19 protein-coding genes and 1 pseudogene are annotated in these 20,433 nt (G+C 32.4%); 9 read left to right on the top strand and 11 right to left on the bottom strand.

The annotated features are described in order from the left end of the window. Window position 1: 1 nt before the first annotated feature. From C7E02_RS07505 to C7E02_RS07515, 3 genes are all read right to left on the bottom strand, one after another. The gene (locus tag C7E02_RS07505; RefSeq protein WP_005341602.1) at window positions 2-343 is read right to left on the bottom strand and encodes a helix-turn-helix domain-containing protein; all 342 of its coding nucleotides are present in this window, start codon (window positions 341-343) and stop codon (window positions 2-4) included. 79 nt (window positions 344-422) lie between these two features. Next, a complete protein-coding gene (locus tag C7E02_RS07510) occupies window positions 423-1,151 on the bottom strand; it encodes a flavodoxin family protein (RefSeq protein WP_005341600.1) in 729 nt (242 codons plus the stop codon). A gap of 204 nt (window positions 1,152-1,355) precedes the next feature. After that, on the bottom strand, window positions 1,356-1,580 hold the full coding sequence (locus tag C7E02_RS07515) for a hypothetical protein (RefSeq protein ID WP_158682995.1): 225 nt from the start codon (window positions 1,578-1,580) through the stop codon (window positions 1,356-1,358). A 373-nt stretch (window positions 1,581-1,953) separates the two neighbouring features. Here C7E02_RS07515 and C7E02_RS19185 point away from each other — a divergent pair, with 373 nt between their 5' ends. The 3 genes and pseudogenes from C7E02_RS19185 to C7E02_RS20445 form a co-directional block, all read left to right on the top strand. Next, a complete protein-coding gene (locus C7E02_RS19185; protein ID WP_005341598.1) occupies window positions 1,954-2,157 on the top strand; it encodes a hypothetical protein in 204 nt (67 codons plus the stop codon). 51 nt (window positions 2,158-2,208) lie between these two features. Beyond that, window positions 2,209-2,637: an IS66 family transposase gene (locus C7E02_RS20440; protein ID WP_242978854.1), complete on the top strand. Its 429-nt coding sequence runs from the start codon at window positions 2,209-2,211 to the stop codon at window positions 2,635-2,637. Window positions 2,638-2,724: 87 nt separating this feature from the next. Beyond that, window positions 2,725-2,886 (top strand): annotated as a pseudogene (locus C7E02_RS20445) (IS256 family transposase); the annotation flags it as partial. A 165-nt stretch (window positions 2,887-3,051) separates the two neighbouring features. Here the strand turns inward: C7E02_RS20445 and C7E02_RS07530 are convergent. Further along, the gene (locus tag C7E02_RS07530) at window positions 3,052-4,356 is read right to left on the bottom strand and encodes a lanthionine synthetase LanC family protein (RefSeq protein WP_105309223.1); all 1,305 of its coding nucleotides are present in this window, start codon (window positions 4,354-4,356) and stop codon (window positions 3,052-3,054) included. Window positions 4,357-4,417: 61 nt separating this feature from the next. Then, entirely contained in the window at window positions 4,418-5,623 is a 1,206-nt protein-coding gene (locus tag C7E02_RS07535; RefSeq protein WP_278336547.1) for a lanthionine synthetase LanC family protein, read from the bottom strand. Window positions 5,624-5,689: 66 nt separating this feature from the next. On the opposite strand from C7E02_RS07535, the gene C7E02_RS07540 reads away from it, so the two are divergent. Further along, on the top strand, window positions 5,690-8,137 hold the full coding sequence (locus C7E02_RS07540; RefSeq protein WP_278336555.1) for a lantibiotic dehydratase: 2,448 nt from the start codon (window positions 5,690-5,692) through the stop codon (window positions 8,135-8,137). After that, the gene (locus C7E02_RS07545) at window positions 8,112-9,890 is read left to right on the top strand and encodes an ATP-binding cassette domain-containing protein (RefSeq protein ID WP_105309226.1); all 1,779 of its coding nucleotides are present in this window, start codon (window positions 8,112-8,114) and stop codon (window positions 9,888-9,890) included. The genes C7E02_RS07540 and C7E02_RS07545 overlap by 26 nt, the downstream gene beginning before the upstream one ends. A gap of 460 nt (window positions 9,891-10,350) precedes the next feature. Here C7E02_RS07545 and C7E02_RS07550 read toward each other — a convergent pair whose 3' ends face one another. The 5 genes from C7E02_RS07550 to C7E02_RS07575 form a co-directional block, all read right to left on the bottom strand. Then, entirely contained in the window at window positions 10,351-10,590 is a 240-nt protein-coding gene (locus C7E02_RS07550) for a helix-turn-helix domain-containing protein (protein WP_008788617.1), read from the bottom strand. Window positions 10,591-10,594: 4 nt separating this feature from the next. Further along, complete coding sequence (locus tag C7E02_RS07555; protein WP_022278534.1) at window positions 10,595-11,014, bottom strand: sigma factor-like helix-turn-helix DNA-binding protein; 420 nt, start codon at window positions 11,012-11,014, stop codon at window positions 10,595-10,597. 226 nt (window positions 11,015-11,240) lie between these two features. Beyond that, complete coding sequence (mef(H), locus tag C7E02_RS07560) at window positions 11,241-12,479, bottom strand: macrolide efflux MFS transporter Mef(H) (RefSeq protein ID WP_022278535.1); 1,239 nt, start codon at window positions 12,477-12,479, stop codon at window positions 11,241-11,243. Window positions 12,480-12,585: 106 nt separating this feature from the next. Beyond that, window positions 12,586-13,221 (bottom strand): TetR/AcrR family transcriptional regulator, encoded by a 636-nt coding sequence (locus tag C7E02_RS07565; protein WP_022278536.1) that lies wholly within the window; start codon window positions 13,219-13,221, stop codon window positions 12,586-12,588. Window positions 13,222-13,562: 341 nt separating this feature from the next. Next, on the bottom strand, window positions 13,563-14,183 hold the full coding sequence (locus tag C7E02_RS07575; protein WP_010727155.1) for a helix-turn-helix domain-containing protein: 621 nt from the start codon (window positions 14,181-14,183) through the stop codon (window positions 13,563-13,565). Between the two features lie 526 nt (window positions 14,184-14,709). Between C7E02_RS07575 and C7E02_RS07580 the strand changes: the two genes are divergently transcribed. The 4 genes from C7E02_RS07580 to C7E02_RS07595 all read left to right on the top strand — a co-directional run bounded on the left by C7E02_RS07580 (window position 14,710) and on the right by C7E02_RS07595 (window position 18,499). Beyond that, window positions 14,710-15,852, top strand: coding sequence for an XRE family transcriptional regulator (locus tag C7E02_RS07580; protein ID WP_021391143.1), 1,143 nt, complete (start codon window positions 14,710-14,712; stop codon window positions 15,850-15,852). Next, entirely contained in the window at window positions 15,845-16,051 is a 207-nt protein-coding gene (locus C7E02_RS07585) for an excisionase (RefSeq protein ID WP_032518109.1), read from the top strand. Before C7E02_RS07580 ends, C7E02_RS07585 begins: the two co-directional genes overlap by 8 nt. A 78-nt stretch (window positions 16,052-16,129) precedes the next feature. Further along, window positions 16,130-17,323 carry a site-specific integrase gene (locus tag C7E02_RS07590; RefSeq protein ID WP_021391141.1) on the top strand — a complete coding sequence of 398 codons (1,194 nt, stop codon included), beginning with the start codon at window positions 16,130-16,132 and terminating at the stop codon, window positions 17,321-17,323. Between the two features lie 210 nt (window positions 17,324-17,533). Then, window positions 17,534-18,499 (top strand): CPBP family intramembrane glutamic endopeptidase, encoded by a 966-nt coding sequence (locus tag C7E02_RS07595; RefSeq protein ID WP_005342505.1) that lies wholly within the window; start codon window positions 17,534-17,536, stop codon window positions 18,497-18,499. A 188-nt stretch (window positions 18,500-18,687) separates the two neighbouring features. Here C7E02_RS07595 and C7E02_RS07600 read toward each other — a convergent pair whose 3' ends face one another. Next, complete coding sequence (locus tag C7E02_RS07600) at window positions 18,688-20,409, bottom strand: lysozyme family protein (protein ID WP_105309227.1); 1,722 nt, start codon at window positions 20,407-20,409, stop codon at window positions 18,688-18,690. Between the last annotated feature and the right edge of the window lie 24 nt (window positions 20,410-20,433).

Raw genomic sequence — 20,433 nt, forward strand, 5'->3', positions numbered from 1 at the left:
ACTATACCTCTTTTTCTTTATACAATTTGTTCATCATAGCAAGAACAAATTCCTTATCTTCGCTTGTTAATTTACTAAATATTTGATAAAAATCATAATAATCATTATCTTTATTTTTAATTATTCCATAAACTTCTTGAATATGTTTATAAGATGAATTCATCAACAAATAATCAATAGAAACATTAAAATACTTTGACAATTCCAGTAACAATCCTGCTTTAGGTTCTGATATACCCAATTCTATTTTACTTATCATATTTTGTGAACACCCTACATAGGTTGCTAAACATACCTGCGAAATTTTTTTCTGTTCTCTCAATTCTTTTATACGGTTTTCCATAATTAATACCTCTTATACTTTTTGTATAAGTGTATCTAATTCTATTACAATTATTACTCTATTTAGAGTTGCTATATATTTATTTTAGAGTATGCTTAGATTTAAACAATTCACTAAATGAATCATATTCAAAATACCCATTTTCATGCCAGAATTTTGCTTCTTGTGTTATATATAGTACTTCATCAGTAGTATATTTTTTATAGTAATCCATGTATTTATTCTTATAATATTGAAATATTTTTTCTTTCGCTTCTATATTAATTAATATATTATTTTCACGGAAACATTCAACTATTCTATTAATTAGTTGTCTATACTCCAATATATTCAAATCTTCATTTTCTCTATATTCAATATTTCCTATAATATCTATTCCCCAATAATCTGAAACAGTATTTAAATATTGATTAACAAAAAAGTTCCCATTTGTACTTGACACTGAAATAATAATTCCATATTTTCCAACTAACCTTAACAAGTGCGACCAATATGCCAAACGATCAATAAAATTCTTCATGTCTCCTGTAACATTATGCATATATACTGGAGATGCTAAAATTATCAAATCTGCTGCCAAAAGTTCTTTTTTAATTTTGTTCATATCATCCTTTATAGGGCAACTTCCATCCATAAAACATTGCATACACCCTTTACATCTAATTATTTTTAAACTATTTAAGCAGTATATTTTATATTCTAATTCATCAATTTGTTTTTTTATTTCCTTCAATAACGAATAGCATATTTGATAACTAACTGCTTTTTGCTTTCTAGGACTTCCTACTATAGCAATTGCTTTTTTCATAAATCATTTTCCTCTTCTAGTTACATATTTGAATTACCAATAATTTATCTGCGACCAAACTTATTTCAATTTTCTCAATTACGTTTTATTAAACTAAATTCTCCTTTAATGCCACAGCTCCAATTATCAAATTTATACGAAATACCATTTATAATTTCAGGGTGTATGATTATATTTATTACTTAATATTTATTTAGTTAACATTTAACATCTTGCTTGCGATCCTTTACTTGACCCTGTACATGGAGCACATTGAGATCGACCTCCTGCTGAACACACTCCACATGATTGACAACTCAATGCATTTGTAACAAATTGACTTATTTCAATAGATTTCTCAACACATCCCCAAGTCGAACGTGCGGTACCTTTACTACTATTTGCTTTTACTTCTTTTATATCGAGATCAAACTCATCATATTTTCCCATAATTAACTCCTTCCTTTTCATACCCCCTGATCACCTTTGTGATAAATTAATTATAGACCAAGCCAAACTATATTCATGATTATTGTAATATTCACCCTAGTCAATGTAATTTTTTCACAAATCACCCAAACTCCAGTAAAAACATACAATATTTTTCTTATATTAATAATATTCGCAAACATTATTGAAATGTATTCTTGAACTTCGGACGAAGATTGTATCAAAAATTACCTGTTTATGAATACATGAACTGTGAAATTCCATATGTTCTATGTATCCAGTAAATACCATATACTTCTGTATGAGTACTAACGTACCAGGAAGGCAGACCATCTCGAAGAATTCCTGAAAGGCTACAAGGGAATCGTGATCTGTGACGGTTAACTCTGCACACAAGAAACTGGATCGAGAAAATCCAGATATCATCATTGCAGGCTGCTGGTCCCCTGCAAGACGCAGGTTTGCAGAAGCATTGAAATCCCTGCCGAAAGCAACTCAGAAAAATGCAAAAGAGACAGTAGCTTATGAATCAGTCAGCCGTATTGCAGCAATCTATCATCTGGATAACAAGATGTAGGGACAACCTGCAAATGTCAGAAAAAAGTATCGTCAAGCCAACATCAAACCTCTGGTAGAGGCCTTCTTCACGTGGGCAAAAGACATCCAGTCTAAAAATCAGCTCTCACGAGGGAAGACACTGGACGGCATTAACTACTGCATCAATCAGGAGGTATCTTTAAAAGCATTTCTCAAAGACGGAGAGATTCCTATGGACAACAATGCAATAGGAAGTGCTCTCCACAGCTTTTGTCTTCATAAACACGCATGGAAGCTGATTGATAGTCTGGATGGTGCCAATGCCAGTGCCATTATTTGTAGCATCACTGAAACTACAAAAGCGAATGAACTAAATCCATTCAGATATCTGAAATATATCCTGACAGTATTAAAAGAGCATCAGGATGACAAGAAATACAGTTTTATAAATGACATTCTGCTATGGTCGGAAAAACTTCCTGATATATGTCGGAGTAAAGTAAAAACATGCAATCTTTAAAATCATGCCGCCGAAAGCAGTGGCATAAAATTAATATAGTAGTACGAATGGTTTACCGTATACAAAACTCGCCTAGTATATTTTTAACTTAATCGCCAGAGAAGTGTCTTTCCTAGTGCTACTGCATTATTAAAGGCACTCTATTTATCGACTTTTGAAGCAACCAAGAAATGGACGATGCCACTGCGGAACTGGGGCCAGGTTTATGGCAAGCTGAGCATCATGTACGAAGGACGACTACCTGAATAGAAGCTTTAAAAGTATGTGTTTTACGGGTGAAATTTTGCCTGCTCTTGACATGCTTAAATCAACACTGTTATATATAAAGCAAGGGCTGAATGCTCCCATAGGAGCCTTCAGCCCAGTTATCATAGAGGATACATTACAGAGTTTTATTCACCCTCCACTCTTATATTATAGTAATAATAATTTCTGAAAGTTAGTTTCATTTTTTAATAAACTCACTAATACTAAAATAATTCCGCTTGATCCTTCTAAAAAACTATTATCTTCTCTAAATATTTTTTCCCAATTCCCTTTTTTCTCACTATAAAAAATATCTTTATATCCAAATTTCGCATCTTTATCGTACAACTCAATCAAAATTTCTGTTAATTTTATGATTTGATTTTTTAATTTTATATTTGGTTTTACTTTATATGTAAACAAAAAGATAGCTAATATTCCATCATATCCATGACATACAATTGGCGATTCTAATTCGTATTCTTCAATATTTTTTTCTGATATTTTTATAATATTTTGATATATTTCATTTGATTTTTTATACTTTTTTAGTTGACATGATATTTTAAAAAATGTTCCTTCAATACCGATCGTCCCATAACACCAACTTTGTCTATAATTCATAAAATCTGTTTTGTTTAATTTATATTCTTCCCATCTTAATTTACCTGGATAATAATATATCCCATTTTCTGATACTCTGAACATTTGATACGTGTTTTCTATTGCTTCCATTACGCCGGCACATATTGTCGGTTCGATTAACTGTAAATATGCATTTCCCATAAAAACATAAATACTTGCTATTCCATGTGATACACTAAAATCTAAACTTCCATTTTTATAATATCTTTTATCATTATCTGTATAATGATTTTCTGGTAAAATAAACCAATTAGGTACTTTCTCCCCCTTATAATCGTGTTCTTCTAAAATAATACCAGCCAAATAATTTATTATTTGCCTTAAAATTTTATTTCTTTTTTCGCACTTGTCACATTGTAATAAATACATCCCTGCTCCCGCTAACCCATATAACAAATCATAGTGAGTAGTTAATAATTGATATCGTTTTTTTTGATATTCATATATTGTAATTTCAAGTATTTCATATATATATTTTTCAATAGTTATATTGATTTTTTTAAAATGATTACTTTTGTTCTTTAATAATGACAATGCAAATGAAATATTACAAATTCCTGTTAAATATCCTATTCCGTCATTATAATTTCCAGAATATAGATTACTCTTTAACTCTTGTAATATTAAATAAGTATTTTCCAACCACCTATTCTGATCATCAAATAATTCAAAACACTCAGCTATCGGTAATAACATATCTTCTTTTCCTGATACATTCGTATTTATCATTTTATCTATCTTGTTAAAATATTCGTTTACTATATCATTTATCTTGTCAATATACCTCTTATCTATATTAATTTCATTATTATTAACTACATTTATCATATCAATGTGCTGTGTGATATTTACTTCAATTCCACACTTTTCCTCTCTTCAATATCATTTTTTATTTTATAACAAAGATTCTTTCTTCCCACATAACTCCTACGTTCATTATTGCCGCTATCGCTAATATGATTCCAGCTGAACCTGAAAATAAATCAAACTGTTCTACTTCCTCATAATATGTTTCTCCTCCTACATTAACTATTCCTCTATCCATATACCCATAATTTGTTTTGGGATTAAAAAATCCATATACAATATTCATTAACTCTTCAACTCTTTTTTCTATTTGTTTACATTTCAATTTTCTATTAAATGCATCTAGTATAACTGCTACGCCTGCATATCCATGGCATATAATGGGGGATTCTAGCTTATAATTTTTTATATCAACATGAGTAATTTTCATTATTTCTTTTACACAATAATTTGTTATTTTACAATTATTAATATATTCCCCAATTAAAAATTGTGCTCTCAATATACCAATTGTTCCATAGCACCAGCTCATACGATTATTACGTATATCATAATCCCACTCTCGATTAACAAACTGTTGTTTTGATAATTGAGATGGATACATATATCTTCCATCTATCCCTTGTTTTTTTACTTTCTCATATATTTGCAGAATTTCTTTTATAACCTCTTCTTGTTTTTGTTCTATTATCCCGCTTGAATATGCTTTAGACAAAAAAAGAGCAACTCCAATAATTCCATGTGCCATTCCAAAATCTATACTTCCTTCCGGAAATATTACTTTATCCTCTTCTCTAATTTGGTTTTTACATTTAATTACCCACCCTTCACCCTTTTGCCTATAGCTATAATGAATATGTATCAAATACTTGCATATTCTTTTCACTAGTTTCTTCTCTTTAGTATTCAAATTATCCCTTGATAAATAATACATTCCTATTCCTGACGCACCATTTATTAAATCATACTGTTCTACTCTTAGTTCTCTTATTTTTAATTCCTTTTCACATCTATTCATAAATTCTACAAATATCTGATATGCTATTTCCTTTAAAGAGTTATAAAACTTTTCAAATGTTCCAGTTTTCTTACATACCATTTTTGTAGCATATAGTATTTCCAGTAACTCCCCTATACCTGTATCCATTATATATTCAAAATTTTTTTCAACTCTATCCCGTACCAATACTAATAGATTATATAAATAGTGCAGCCATTTTTCTTGATTCAAAAAATCCCAATATTCACTTACTACCATAATAAAGCTACTAACCCCTTCAGCTTTCACCTCATTTTTTATAATATTTTCTTCTAACTTACCAAAAAAGAATTCAACTATTTTCTTAGAAATGAAATATTAATTTCAGAATGTAGAATTGCAATAACAGAAAAAGATTTGTTGAAAGAATTAATAAAAGTGTTAGAACAATATAACGATATAGATGTTGTAAAAAAAATGGTAGATAGTTTAAAGCAAATTGATCTGCTACATAGAAGATATGATAACGCAGATTCAATCCAAAGTATAAAGATATATGATGAATTGCACGATAAAATGCAGAAAATACAGAAGAGTGAAAATTCTTTGAATGTATTATTGGGAATTGATACATTTACTAATAATATTTCTAAAAATATAAAGAAAGAATTAGAAGACTTTTTAGATATTTTGGTGATGTCAGTAATTGATGACAATGAAAGTAAATATTTAAAGCAATTCAAAATGAAATTTACAGAAAAATATGGAGAAAATAGGGAAATCAATTTGCTTGAGCTTATGGATGAACATATGGGATTAGGGAATCCATATAAATATTATGAAAATATTATAGAAAATTCATATAAAAAGACTGAAGCATTAAAAGATTATATAAAAAATCAAATATTTTGGGCAGTAAAAGAAAAGAAAAACAAAATATATCTTTCAAAAAGTGATATAGTTGCTATAAATGATCAGTATTCTGAGAAAACTATAGAATACTCGAAATCATTTGAAATTAATGCTAGTATTCTGGCAAAAACGGCTGAAGACATAGACAATGGCAATTATAAAATTAGAATTGCGCCATGTTGTGCTTCGGAAGGAGCTGGGAGAATGATTAATAGATTTTATAATACAATAAATGACGAAGGGAAAAATGAGCTTAAAAAAATTTATGAAGAATTAGAAGAAAAAATGTATGATGATGTAGATAATGCAGATATAACTTATTTGTCACATCAATTGAGAACAGGGAATATATGTAGTGGAAAAAGAAATTATAGGTACTCTGTTAGTATTGGCACAGCGGAGGAAGATAAAAATAAAGAATTAAAGTTATCACAAATATCGGTGGGGTATGATTCGATAACTAATCGACTTTATTTGAAAAATAAAATATCTGGGAAGAAACTGAGAATTGTGTCTGATAATATGCTTACAATGAATGTAGAACATTATGTTGTAAGATTTTTGAGAGAGGTTACATTTGCGAATGAAAAGCATCCAAGCTTTTTTTGGAGTCTTTTTTCGGAATTAGATTATAGGTATATTCCTGAGATAATGTATAATTGTATAATTATATATCCTGAAACTTGGAAAGTTTATAAACAAGACATTTTAAACTGGAATATATTTGACGATTTTAGAAAAGAATTCGACAAATATATGGGAAAATGGAAAATACCTAAAAAAATAAATCTTTTAGAAGGAGATCGTTACTTAGAATTTGATCTTGAGTTAATGGAATGCTGGAAAGATTTATATCAAGAGATGAAAAGAATTATCGAAAGAACAGGAGTTTGCATAATTCAGAAAAGTAATGTGGATAATGAATGTTGGGTGATAGATGAACATGGAGAAAAATATTATGCAGAGTTTGTTTTTGAATGTATGGGAAATGAAAAAAAGAATTTTAAGAACATAGTGGAGCATCCTGTTACTAAAAGTAATATTCATTTAAATAAGCAAAATTTAACAATATTGCCGGAAATGAGAAATTATCAGCCAGGGATGCAGGGATGGATTTATTTAAAAATATATATTTGTGAAGAAGTAGCAGATGAATTTATTTATTCTGAAATGTGTGGATTTATAAATAATTTAAAAGATAAAAAAATATTAAAACAATGGTTTTTTATTAGGTATTCAGATCCAGATTTTCATATCAGATTACGAATAAAAGCAATTGAAGCTGGAAAACTTTTTTTAGAAATTTCAGAGTGGATAGAAAAGATAAAAAAAGCTGAGAAAATAGGACGCATTATAATTGATACGTATGAACGCGAGATTGAAAGGTATGGTGGTATTAATTCTATTGAGTATGCAGAACAGGTATTTATGGCTGATAGTTGTTTGGTTATGAAAGGATTAGAGCAGGATTGGAATAAACAAGAATTAGGAATAATAGGTGTATATACTATATTTTATAATATTTTAGAAAGCAATGAAGAAATAGAAACATTTTTGAATCAAACAATAGATTATAAAAAATACCGAGAAATTTTTAGACGAGAGGATAAAAGATATATAAAATTGATTACAGACTATAAGGAGATTATAGGACAAAGAAAAATAGAAAGTTTATACGAAAATAGAAAACAACTTCTAGAGAATTATTACATGCAATTAAAAAAAGAAGACGAACAGGGAAAATTAACTAATTCATTGAAAAATATAATTTATTCCGTTTCGCATATGTTTTGTAATAGATTACAAGGAGATTTAAATTTTGAAGAACAAATATATGGAATAATTAGAAATTCTTTGCATGTAGTTAATCAAAGGGAAAAAAATTATGGCAAAAATAAAAAAGGAAAATAATAAAAAAAAAGATAATATGATAATTATATATGCTAAATGTATGAAACTTATTTTCAAATATAGTAAAACGTACATACCTGTATCTATAGTCAGTATGAGTATAAGTAGTATTATGCCTGCTATTTCGATGTTGATAATGCAAAATATGGTAAATGTCTTACAAACATTTGAAAAAATTTATTATTTAAAACAGTTATTGTTAGCATATATATTGTTGGATATATTTGAAGAGTTAGTAAACTCTATTTATTCAGTGTATAATTCAAAATTTAGTTTACAATTTGAAAAAAAAATAAAAATCAAGTTGTTTGAAAAATCTATGCTATTAAGTTTAGAAGATTATGAGAATAGTGAGATATATGATGTGATAGATAGAGCAAAACTAAAAAACGGGCAGGATGTGTTAACATTTTATAATACGGGAATTGAAATTTTGGGGACCATAATAAAAATTGTATCATCAGTGTTAATAGTTAGCCGATTTAATATATGGATTCTACCTATTATACTTATAATGCCAATATTACAATATTGCTATTTAGTTAAAGTTGGAAAAATGCAATATGATATTCAAATACATAGAACTGGTGAAGAAAGGAAGCTATGGTATATTGATTATTTGATTATGACTGGAAATGCTTATAAAGAATTAAAATTGTATAATTTTGGGCAGGAACTAATAAAACAATATGAAGAAAAAAAGGATTCTTTTAATAAAGTTGATATAAAAATAATAAAAAAAGTTTTTCAGGGGAAAACAATTATTATGCTATGTGATCAAATCGTAAATGGTAGCCTTTTTGCTTATTTGTTATTTTGTGGTATAAAAAAATATATAATGATAGGAGATGTAATAACATATAGTAGATGTATTTTTTTAGTGAAAAATGAAATGACGACGATTCTTACGACAATTAGTACCATAATAAAAGATTCTTTGTTTATTAATTTATTGTTTGAATTTTTGGATTTACCAGTGAACTCATATGGAGGAAAAAAGAAAATTGCAAGTATAGAAAGTATAGAATTAAAAAATGTATCATATTATTTCCAAAATTCAAAAGAACCAGTGCTGAAAAAAATAAATATGAAAATAGAAAGAGGGACAACAATTGGTATAGTTGGAAAAAATGGCGCTGGAAAATCAACACTTTTAAAAATACTTTTAGGATTTTATCATAATTATGAAGGTGAGATTTTGGTAAATGGGATTAATTTGAAAGAAATAGATTATAGCTCATATTGGGGGAAAATAGGATGTCTTTTTCAAGATTTTGTGAAATATGAATTGAGTTTAAAAGAAAATGTTGCATTAGAAAATTGGAAAAAAGAAAATGATGAAAAATTGATTAAAAATATTTTATATCAAGTGAATTTTCCATTAAATACACTCGAGAATAATTTAGACACTATATTGGGATTATGGTTTGGAGATAGACAATTATCAGCAGGAGAATGGCAAAAAGTTGCGCTGGCTAGAACAAGTTTTAGAAATGCAGATTTTTATGTATTTGATGAACCGGATTCAGCATTAGACATATATGCTAAAAAGGGTATGTTGAAGCAATATAAAAAGCTAGTTACTGGAAATATTGGAATTTTTGTTTCGCATAAAGTAGATTATATTTCAAGTGTTTCAGATGAGGTTATAGTCTTAGAACAAGGAGAAATTGTAGAAATAGGGAAGCCATTAGAGTTGAAAAATAGTAAAGGAAAGTATTATGAACTGTATATGGAGTGTCTAGAAAATTAAAATATGTATAATGAAAAGTAAATTTGTTGAAAGATACGGTAGTAGATGGAAAAAATAATAGATGGACAAGAATGATTGGGCAGTTGACAAGTTATAAAAAGTAAAATCTCTGAAAGAAAGATAAATTAACAATCCCAGTTATGGGGAGAGTGGAATGAAAAATTAGAATCCATTGTAAGGCGTTATTTACAATATAAATTCGATTTGAAGATAGAAATTAAATCGAAAAAACATCTGATAATATGGAGTGCAAGAAGAAAATGAATAATAGTTAATTATAAATTTTATATCTAATTTTCAATTATCCGCATAAACACTATACATTCAAGCATTTTGAAGTATAGAAAAACACTCATCTTACCACGAATTTACCACGATTGAATGAGCCTTGATATGACCGTAAAACTACTAAGGGAGATAGCACGAAACTGTGTATCTCCCGATTTTTTTATACAGTTGATTACTTCACTCCGATTTCAAATTTCAATATTGCTTTCATCATGTCTGTATGAATTTCTCCTTTTAGTTCTTCATCAACCTGCATAATGATTTTACCACTTTCAGAGTGGTAAAAAGGACGCAAGCATAATTTAGAAATATAACCGTCATAAAACTTCAAAATCTCTTTAACTGCCATTTCATCTCCGCTTGACGCTTTGCAAATCAATTCAAAAGAGGGATAGCCATAATCTTTACTCATTTCTTTACTTCCTTTCGCTCAAAAGCATTTTTAACTTCCTTAGTCCTCTAGTTCTTCTACTGCAAATAGCAGAACGTGATACATGGTACAGTTCTGAAATTTCTCTGTCGTTCATTCCTTGAAAATAACGTAATAAAATCGCACTACGCTGTTTTTCTGACAGTCTATGTAAAACTGTACCAAGTGTTTCATCAGATACATAAATTGTAAAGTGCAAGACTTTAAATGATACACAATCATAAAAACAGGTATCAATCGTTCCACGTTCAACTTGTTTCGTTTCGGCTATTTCACAAAACAATACTTCACGTTTAGAATGTCTTGCAAGCTGTCTGTTTCGACTTTTCACTTTGTTCTTAATGACAATCAGCATTAAAGAATTGAACTGTAATCTGACGATATGCTCGAAAGAAGATGTCCTCATAATCTCACCCCCTTTCTGCTAATGCTGAAATATATAAACGGAATACCGTTTATACCCTTTAGAAATACAGAAAAATGGTAAGAAAAAAGCCCACACAAAACATATATTTGTGCGAGCCTTAAATACTGCAATATTACTCTTTCTTTTATAACACTATCCTTTTAGCAGATTTCAAATTTTCTTTTATATATTGTTTTTAGCCTAACATACTATTTAACCCCTTGTATTATATCTCTAACTTTTGAAAAATTCTTTTTGAATATATTGAAATCATGATTGAAGCAATAGAAGCTACAAACATAACAACCCATGTTTCTTGTATAAATACATCGAATAAAATACCGTAAACCATTTGTCCAATAGGTTGACCGCACATAGCAACTGCTACCAGCGTAGCCATTATCTTTCCTACTAATTGCGGTGGTGTTTGTGTCTGAACAAGAGTGTAAATTTGAACAACAAACATAGTAGATACACCCATAGCCACAAAGCACATCACTGTAACTACCCAGTAGGAAACTATTGCAGGCAATTCTAAAAATAGCGAAATTCCCATAAGTAAAACAGAAACAGAACAAATAAGTAACAAGGTATAAAGGTTTTTTAGTTTTAACTTTGAAGCAACAAGAGCTGTTAAAATACCACCACATAAACCACCTAATGATAATGCTGATTGTGAAAAACCATATAGTGTATCTGGCATTTTTAAAACTTCAGAAATTAAGATAGGCAGACCAACAATTAAAACAGCACTTAAAACCAAATTGAAAATGCAAACCAAAAAGATTACGGATATAAAAATGGGTTTCTCCTTTTTCAAAAAGGTATAACTATCTTTTAAATCGTTTTTAGCAACTGCAATTACACCTACTTCACGAGGTCTTTTTTGGTGTGGAATATGGATAAAAATTTCCATAATGGCTGAAAAAGTAAAACATATAATACTAACAATTAAAATGGGATTGATACCATAAAATTGAAAAACTACTCCGCTTATAGCTGGTCCGATAAAGTTTGCTAAAGTATTTACTTGATTTATTATAGCATTACCGACGGTAAGTTTATCTGATGATACCAATAGAGGAATACTTGCTTGTACCGCTGGTTGATATGCACCAGAAATACCATAAAGTAACATCAAAGCAACAATAAACAAAGGTATGATAGGAATTTTTCCCAATGACAAATAAAATACTAAAATTATGATTGCTGTTACAAAATCTAGTATGACCATAATGTTTCTTTTATTTGTCCTGTCAGCAATAATACCACCTACCAGCGACAAAATAACCATAGGTAAAAAAGAGCAGGCTGTAGCAATACCAAACAAAGCTGATGAACCAGTTTCTTTTAACAAATAGTACGGTAATGCAAATCGTAGGATAGCGTTTCCAAATAAAGAAATTATCTGTCCTATAACAACAAGTATAAAATCACGATTAAAAAGTTTTTTTTCTGCTTGCATAAAATCTCTCCTTTTTATTTAATCAAACAGACCGTCGGTTTATATAATGGTTTAAATAAACTGCTCTTTTATAGAGCAGTCTATCGTATAGGGATAACAAATACAGTTATTTACAAAACTGTATAAATGCAGAAATTGTTTCTTCGTCTAATAATGTGTCTATGCCTATTCCATTTAAAAGGGCATTGAATGTATTGCAACGTTTTTCCATACCCTCTTTATCCGTCATTTCAACTAATGGGTTGAGCCATACATTACTTAATACCATGATAACTTCTGCAATTTCATGTGAATTTTCAATCTCCAAAGACTTATCCTTGATACCTTGTTCTAAAACGGGTTCAACAAATTCAGGTACTACAATTTCATACATTTGTTCTATTTGCATAGCAAGAAAACGAGGATTGTTTAATAGTTGAGGAGAAACTGTCAATAAAACGCTTTGGTTAGAATTGAATACCGCTGTCTTAAATATTTCTCTTAACTTTTCTAAACCGTTTAAACTATCGTTATCTCTAATTTTAGCAAATATTACTGCATTTTCATTTCCAATTCTTTGAAAAATTGCTTTTAAAATATCTTCCTTTGAATCGAAATGATGATAAATAGCACCTTTAGAAAGTTTTGTTTCATTGATAATATCTTGCAATGATGTGTTATCATATCCTTTTTCACAAAACATTTTTGTAGAAACATCTAAAATGAGTTTTACTGTTTCTTCTGGATATTTATTTCGTGCCATAACTTACCTCCAATACAAACCGTTGGTCTGATTAAAGTATATCTTAGTATTTTATGCTTGTCAATATAAAGACTTGCAATTTTATAAAAATGCAGAATGCAAGCCTTTTTCATTTATTCTACAATCTTCCAGTTGCTTTCCTTATGCGGTGTCAATTCATACTGTGATACCTGCGTTGCCTTTGCCTGATTTACCACAAATCAGATTTTATCCCTTTCTTCCTCTTGATTGCCCACAACAGAAAAGAAAAAGCCCTGTCAAGAGCTTTGCCACCATTGGTGGTGCTTTGCACTCTTGATCGGGCTTTTTGTTTGCTGTATCTTCTCGCAAGAGGAAAAAAGTTACTCGTCCTCATCATCAAAATTGTTATTCCTTAATACTTCTCGTAACAGTTCCATATCTTCTTTTGAGTTCGGGTTTATCATTTTCACGACTTGATAAGGTGTCTTATACTTATGTCCCTCTATGCTTTCCCCAAACATATCCATACTGTATAAATCATCATAGCGGTCTAATAATTTTTGAAACTTCAAATGCTGGATAAATTCTTTGATTGGGTAAAGGTCGGACGCTTCAATGCTTTTCCCGTTGATATAGTCTGTAATATATTCCCGTAACTTTTCTAACTCATATTCCAGCCATTCTTCCTCGCTGTCAAAGAAGTTATCATAGTGTCCATGTTTCAGTTCTGCATTTAGACGTTCTTCGGCTCTTAAAAACTGACAGACTTCCTTTTCAGATTGATTGACATACTTCCATTCTCCCGACAACAATTCATTGGGCGTAACGTCCAGCACTTCCATTATCTTTTCCAGCGTTTCATAGGCAGGATAGTTCAACCCTCTTTCAATCTTGGAAAGGCTCTGCATATTGATACCGATTTTGTCCGCAAGTTCCTGTTGTTTCATTCCCCTAAATTTTCTTATGGTCTGTATATTATTTCCTAAATGGCTTATTTTCATTGCATAACCCTCCATATCTCGTTATATCTTCGCTATTATAAGTCTATCATGCTTAATATGATTTGTAAAGGCAAAAAAAGATATTGACAAATAAGCATATAAGAATTACTATGTTCTTGTAATCGAATAAGCACAATAGAATGAAATATAAAAACATTCAAAAAGAAATACCTATCTGATTAAATCCGTAGATATGAATATCGGTTGAAATGGAACTTGTTAGAAAAGGCAAAACAGAACTTGCTGACAAAGTATTTCTGACACGGTGGCGGAAGCCTCTCAGGCTTACCGCCATGACACCTTGTGTCAAGGGGAAGAAATGCTTTGTCGGCTGGCGAGCCTGCGAGCCTTGTCTGTGCCCCCGTTATCTAACAGGGGGGCACTATTTCACAAAAGACAAGTCAAAAACCATACACCCCCAAACCTGTGAGTAGTAATGAGAGGTTTTAAGAAGATAGTACATATCACACTTTTTGAAAGGTGGTTTACAGGTATTTCAAGGCTATTGTGGGATTGGAGGAATACAATGAACAATTTAGAATTTGCACTTGAAATGAAGAACAAACGTCTTGCCAGCGGTCTTTCACAAGGAGAACTTGCAAGTCTTACCCATGTATCAAGATATAGTATCAACCGCTTTGAGAACGGAAAAGCTAACGCCAGCAAGGAAACACAGAACATTATCCTGCGTTGTCTGAATTACTATATCTGCGATAAGCCTTTTTATCTGCTCGTTGATTATCTGTCTGTCCGTTTTCCAACGACTGACGCATTGGAAGTTATCCGAAAGGTGCTTGGCATGAAAGCAGATTATTTTATCCATTATGACTATGGGTATTATGGCTATAAGGAGCATTATGCTTACGGGGAAATCAAGGTCATGGCTTCTGATGATGAACACATGGGCGTATTTTTAGAATTAAAAGGGGCAGGCTCACGCAACATGGAATATGTCTTACAGGCACAGAACAGGGACTGGTATTCATTCTTAAACCGCTGTCTTGACTGTGGCGGTGTTATCCGACGTTTTGACTTGGCAATCAATGATATGTGCGGTCTGCTGGATATTCCTGTGCTATCTGAAAAATACAGAAATGGTGGTGCGGAATGTCGCTGTAAAAACTATGAAAATGTACAAGGTGGAAAATTAAGCGGAAAAAACCGTAATTTAGCAAGTACCCTTTATATCGGCTCAAAGGCAAGCACAAAATATTTCTGCCTGTATGAAAAACAAAAGGAACAGGCAACGAAAAAGAAACATACCGATATTATCAACCGTTTTGAAATTCGTCTGCGTGACAAAAAGGCGGTACAGGCAGTTGAAGAACTGTTATTGACGTATAACCCTCATGGGCTGGTGTTTTATCTCATTACCGATTTTGTGGAATTTCCTGACTATCCATTGTGGGAGATATTCATTTCCCATGACAGTTTACCTTTTGAAATGAACCCTGTACCTGTCAATATGGAACGCACTCTGCAATGGCTGGAAAGACAGGTCATGCCGTCAATCGTGATGATAGAGGAAATCGACAGGCTGACAGGTTCAAACTACATGAAAATGATTGATGAATGTACCCACCTTTCTGAAAAACAGGAAATGCTTGTGGAACAGATGTGTACGGACATATCAGACGTAATCGAAAGTGAGGGGGTGTTTTATGAGTAATACACAGGATATTCCCGTATGGGAAAAATACACCCTTACCATTGAAGAAGCGTCAAAGTATTTCCGCATTGGAGAAAACAAGTTAAGACGATTGGCAGAGGAAAACAAGGACGCTGGCTGGCTCATTATGAATGGCAACCGCATACAGATTAAACGCCGACAGTTTGAAAAGGTTATTGATAAATTGGACGCAATCTAATGCAAATGAGCCTTGTATGTGTTATGATGAACACAAGTCATATCAAGGCTCTTTCCAACAAGGAAAGGAGCAGACACCATGAAAGAAAAAAGACGGGATAACAAAGGTCGTATCCTGCATACTGGAGAGAGCCAACGAACAGACGGAAAATACTTATATAAATATGTAGACGCATTGGGAAACACAAAATATGTGTATGCTTGGAGATTGACACCCACAGACCCGACACCAAAGGGAAAACGGGAAAAACCCTCACTTCGAGAACTGGAACAGCAGATAAGACGGGATATTGAGGACGGTATCGACAGCACAGGCAAGAAAATGACGCTTTGCCAACTCTATGCCAAACAGAACGCACAGAGGACAAATGTGAAGAAAAGCACACAGAAACAACGGGAACAACTCATGCGGTTATTAAAAGAGGACAAGTTAGGTGCTAGGAGCATTGATACGATAAAACCCTCTGACGCTAAAGAATGGGCGTTACGCATGAAAGACAAAGGCTTTTCCTACAATACCATTAACAACCATAAACGCTCGTTAAAAGCGTCATTCTACATAGCCATACAAGATGATTATGTGAGGAAAAACCCTTTTGATTTCAAGCTAAGTGAAGTCATAGAAAATGATACCAAAGAGAAAGTCGCATTGACAGAGGAACAGGAGCAAGCCTTATTGTCATTTATTAAGACGGACAACGTGTATCACAAGCATTATGATGATGTGCTGATACTGTTAAAGACAGGACTTCGTATCTCGGAACTGTGCGGACTGACAGTAGCCGACATTGATTTCAAGAATGAAGTTGTGATTATCGACCACCAGTTACTAAAGAGTAAGGAACAGGGCTATTATATTGAAACGCCTAAGACGAAAAGCGGGATAAGGCAAGTGCCATTAAGCAAAGAAACGATACAGGCATTTCAACGGGTTATCAACAGCCGACCAAAGATAAAGTCGATAGAGGTAGACGGACACAGCGGTTTTGTGTTTATCAATCCGAAAGGTAATCCAAAAGTTGCCATTGATTATAACGCCTTATTTATCCGTATGGTAAAGAAATACAACAAGCACCACAAGGACAATCCCTTGCCACATATTACACCGCATACGCTACGCCATACATTCTGCACAAGGCTGGCAAGCAAGAACATGAACCCGAAAGATTTACAGTATATCATGGGGCATTCAAACATCAGTATCACAATGAACTGGTACGCTCATGCGTCCATAGATACCGCAAAATCAGAGGTTCAGCGTCTAATCGCATAGAAGTATTTACCACGATTTTAACCACGATTGACAGGGAAAATATAAGAAGATAGACCTAGATATGCGAGGTTTACCACAAAAGCAAAATGCCCGTAGAGCCGATAAAATAAGGCTTTGCGGACATTTGAGAAGATATAAAAAGATAGTCAAAAAGACATATATAATTTCTAAGAAAATAATCACATGTTGCTATTGAAGGAGGAAAATATTATGAAAAACTTCAAATACAAAGAATCACCTATTTTTCGTTTTTTACTTTTTTTATATAGTTTTGAACTGTTTTTTTTCATTATTGTATATTTATATGTCCATATAACAAATCGGACATATATCCCATCGAATTACATTCTAGTAATGCTCCTACCGGCTTTAAGTGCTTTGTTCGCTACTAATTCGGTATTTCCATATAACAAAGCCAATACTTTCTTTACTTTTTTTACCTTTTACTTTATTTTAATTTTTTTATATACAATATTTTCTTTATTTTTCCCGTATAATAATAAGCTAATTTTTAAAACATTGGTCGTTTTAGGTTCTTTAATTAGCCTTTATATTCTTTTCACTCTTCCAGACAAAAATCGGAAGCATACTGGATTAACCGATGATATTTCCATTAGAGAAATTTTAAAATATACAATATGTTTTATTTTTCTTTTTTCATTAATGGTTAGATTAGAGTTCTTTTGTGACTATTTTGCTACTCACGATTTAACTCAATTAACAATTCCTCTAGCAAATTGGAATAGATTACCGGAACTAATATTGACCTTTTTACTCACCTATATTCTATATTGGGGCGAAGAATATGGTTGGGGATACTATCTATTCCCTTTACTTACACAAAAATATGGTATTTACAAATCTATTATTTTTTTAGGGATTATTAAAATATTTTTTCATCTTCCTTTGGACTATTACTTAAATCCCAATACAATACCATTTGCTCTTCTTTTTACTAGATCCTTAATAATCTTTAGTTCTAATATTTATGATTGTTGGATTTACAAACGAACCTCCACTATATGGATAGCTGTAATACTTCATTATTTTAATAATAATTTATTAGATTTATGGCAATTAACAGACAAAAGCTTATCTTTTTCAACACCTTTAGCTGCATTCTGTTACACAGTTATATTTGGCTCTTTCATATTTTCAAAAACTTTCAGAGAATAATAGAAACATCTCTTTATCACTCTTCTCATATTGTTACTTTATTAATGGTATCAAAACAAGCCTGGTTTCAAATATATAATCGAAACCAGGCTCTCTAAATTCTACTACTCTATATAAATTAATTTTTGTCTTAATTATTCTACGATATACAAAATCAATATCACTTTTTACAAATTAAAACAGCATTCCTATTTTTCCAATCTACCATATCCATAGATATTACTGCTTCCAATACTGTAACTCCGTCTTGCCACTTTATCCCCACTGTTGCCTTCAATGGTATTTACGGTTCCACCACTAACGCTCTCTACAATTCCAACGTGGTCAATCGTTCCATTGTTTCCCCAGTCAAAGAAAATAATATCTCCTGCCGCCGGAGTATAACTGGCGTCCCGGAACCTGCCTTTACTTTCAAACCATTTCACACCGTCCGAGCAAAGAGAAAATTTCGGAATGACTCCACTCTGGATATAACCACTCTGATCTGCACACCATGACACAAAGCAGGCACACCACTCTACCCGGCTTCCAAATCCATACCAACTCCAGTAGGTTGTTCCGCCTTTTCCTTCCTGCGATGCTGCCACCTGAACGATTGCCTGATTGCCGATGCCTGTCGGGATTCTTCCAAATGCATAATACTGAAGCACATGTGGTACATACTGTTTGTCCCCATAACTGCTCCACCCCATTCTCTGTGCCATCATATCAGAAAATTCTGCTGCATTTGCAAGAGTATATCCACCTCTGGCTTTCGCCCATTCCAGATATCCATTTCCATAGTTGTAACTTTGCAATGCCAGTTTAATATTTTCCATATCCAGAGGATTTTTTACCCCTGCACGTTCCAGACAGCTTTTTATTTCCTGCACACCACAGGAAATCGAATACTCTGGATCTGTGATTCCATTTGGCTGTCTGGGATATTTTGTATTAAAGCTTCCTTCTGAACACTGCATCGGGTCAAGTCCTCTCCCGCCTGATTCCTGCATCATAATGGCTTTAATCAGTTCCATATACTCTCCAATGCCATATTGATTTGCATACTGTCGGATTAGTGGTTCGTATGCTTCTACTTCTGCACTGACGGAAGAAACCGTACTGGAATTATCCCCACCTGTCATGCATAGAAAACCACCAAATAAAATGACGATAATCAAAATCATAACCGCAATCCAACCACCTGCAGTCAATGCACTCAGTAATGCTTTTGTAGCTTCCATCAACGCTTTTATTGCATGTGTTACCGCTTTTGCTGTCTTTTTCACTGCAATCCTGGTATTCTGTGCAGTCTGCCTTGCTGTCTGCACTGCTTTTTCTGCTTTTTTCATAGAATAATGCATTGCCCGGACAGAAGCATTTGCAGTCTGCTCCGATGTCTTAATGCTGGTCTTTGCCGTCTGTTCTGCAGTCTTGACTGATTTTCCAGATGTCTTGATGGTACCCTTTCCGGTATTCTTTACAACCTGCTCCGATGCTTTCCCGGTCTTAATGGTTCTTTTATCCCGCTCAACAGTCTTGATTTTTTTTACAGCAAGTTTTTTCCCCTGCTCCTGTGCCTTTTCCCCGCCTGAAGGCGGTACTGGTCGGATTTGTTCTTTCGGCTGGTAAACTGTTTCTTCGCCTGCCAAAGAAACAGAAGCTTTCTCTTTCCTCCGTTCAATAATCTTTCCTGCCTGTCTACGTACCTGATGCCCTGTTTCGTGAAAGATGCGGTCAGCATACTCGCTGGCCGCATCTTCTGCATAACCCACCGGATTATTCTCTCTATCACTGGATTTCTCCGTCGATTGCATGACAGTTTCTTTTGTTCTGACATAAGACTGCTTAATATGGTCTGTCACTGTAACCGTCTTATCTAATACTTTAATATCCTTATGGACTTGGCGTGTTTTTATCTTACGATCCATCGCTTTCCTCCATTTGAATCTTTA

The sequence above is a fragment of the Dorea sp. Marseille-P4042 genome (assembly GCF_900290215.1).
Lineage (GTDB): Bacteria > Bacillota > Clostridia > Lachnospirales > Lachnospiraceae > Dorea > Dorea formicigenerans.

Excerpts from the sequence above, each read along its gene's own strand:
- C7E02_RS07595 (WP_005342505.1), top strand. The coding sequence starts at position 17,534 with ATGAAAAACTTCAAATACAAAGAATCACCTATTTTTCGTTTTTTACTT.
- C7E02_RS07580 (WP_021391143.1), top strand. The coding sequence starts at position 14,710 with ATGAACAATTTAGAATTTGCACTTGAAATGAAGAACAAACGTCTTGCC.
- C7E02_RS07550 (WP_008788617.1), bottom strand. The coding sequence starts at position 10,590 with ATGAGTAAAGATTATGGCTATCCCTCTTTTGAATTGATTTGCAAAGCG.
- C7E02_RS07590 (WP_021391141.1), top strand. The coding sequence starts at position 16,130 with ATGAAAGAAAAAAGACGGGATAACAAAGGTCGTATCCTGCATACTGGA.
- C7E02_RS07600 (WP_105309227.1), bottom strand. The coding sequence starts at position 20,409 with ATGGATCGTAAGATAAAAACACGCCAAGTCCATAAGGATATTAAAGTA.
- C7E02_RS07565 (WP_022278536.1), bottom strand. The coding sequence starts at position 13,221 with ATGGCACGAAATAAATATCCAGAAGAAACAGTAAAACTCATTTTAGAT.
- C7E02_RS07575 (WP_010727155.1), bottom strand. The coding sequence starts at position 14,183 with ATGAAAATAAGCCATTTAGGAAATAATATACAGACCATAAGAAAATTT.
- C7E02_RS07585 (WP_032518109.1), top strand. The coding sequence starts at position 15,845 with ATGAGTAATACACAGGATATTCCCGTATGGGAAAAATACACCCTTACC.
- C7E02_RS07515 (WP_158682995.1), bottom strand. The coding sequence starts at position 1,580 with ATGGGAAAATATGATGAGTTTGATCTCGATATAAAAGAAGTAAAAGCA.
- C7E02_RS07505 (WP_005341602.1), bottom strand. The coding sequence starts at position 343 with ATGGAAAACCGTATAAAAGAATTGAGAGAACAGAAAAAAATTTCGCAG.
- C7E02_RS07555 (WP_022278534.1), bottom strand. The coding sequence starts at position 11,014 with ATGAGGACATCTTCTTTCGAGCATATCGTCAGATTACAGTTCAATTCT.
- C7E02_RS07510 (WP_005341600.1), bottom strand. The coding sequence starts at position 1,151 with ATGAAAAAAGCAATTGCTATAGTAGGAAGTCCTAGAAAGCAAAAAGCA.
- C7E02_RS07530 (WP_105309223.1), bottom strand. The coding sequence starts at position 4,356 with ATGATAAATGTAGTTAATAATAATGAAATTAATATAGATAAGAGGTAT.
- C7E02_RS07545 (WP_105309226.1), top strand. The coding sequence starts at position 8,112 with ATGGCAAAAATAAAAAAGGAAAATAATAAAAAAAAAGATAATATGATA.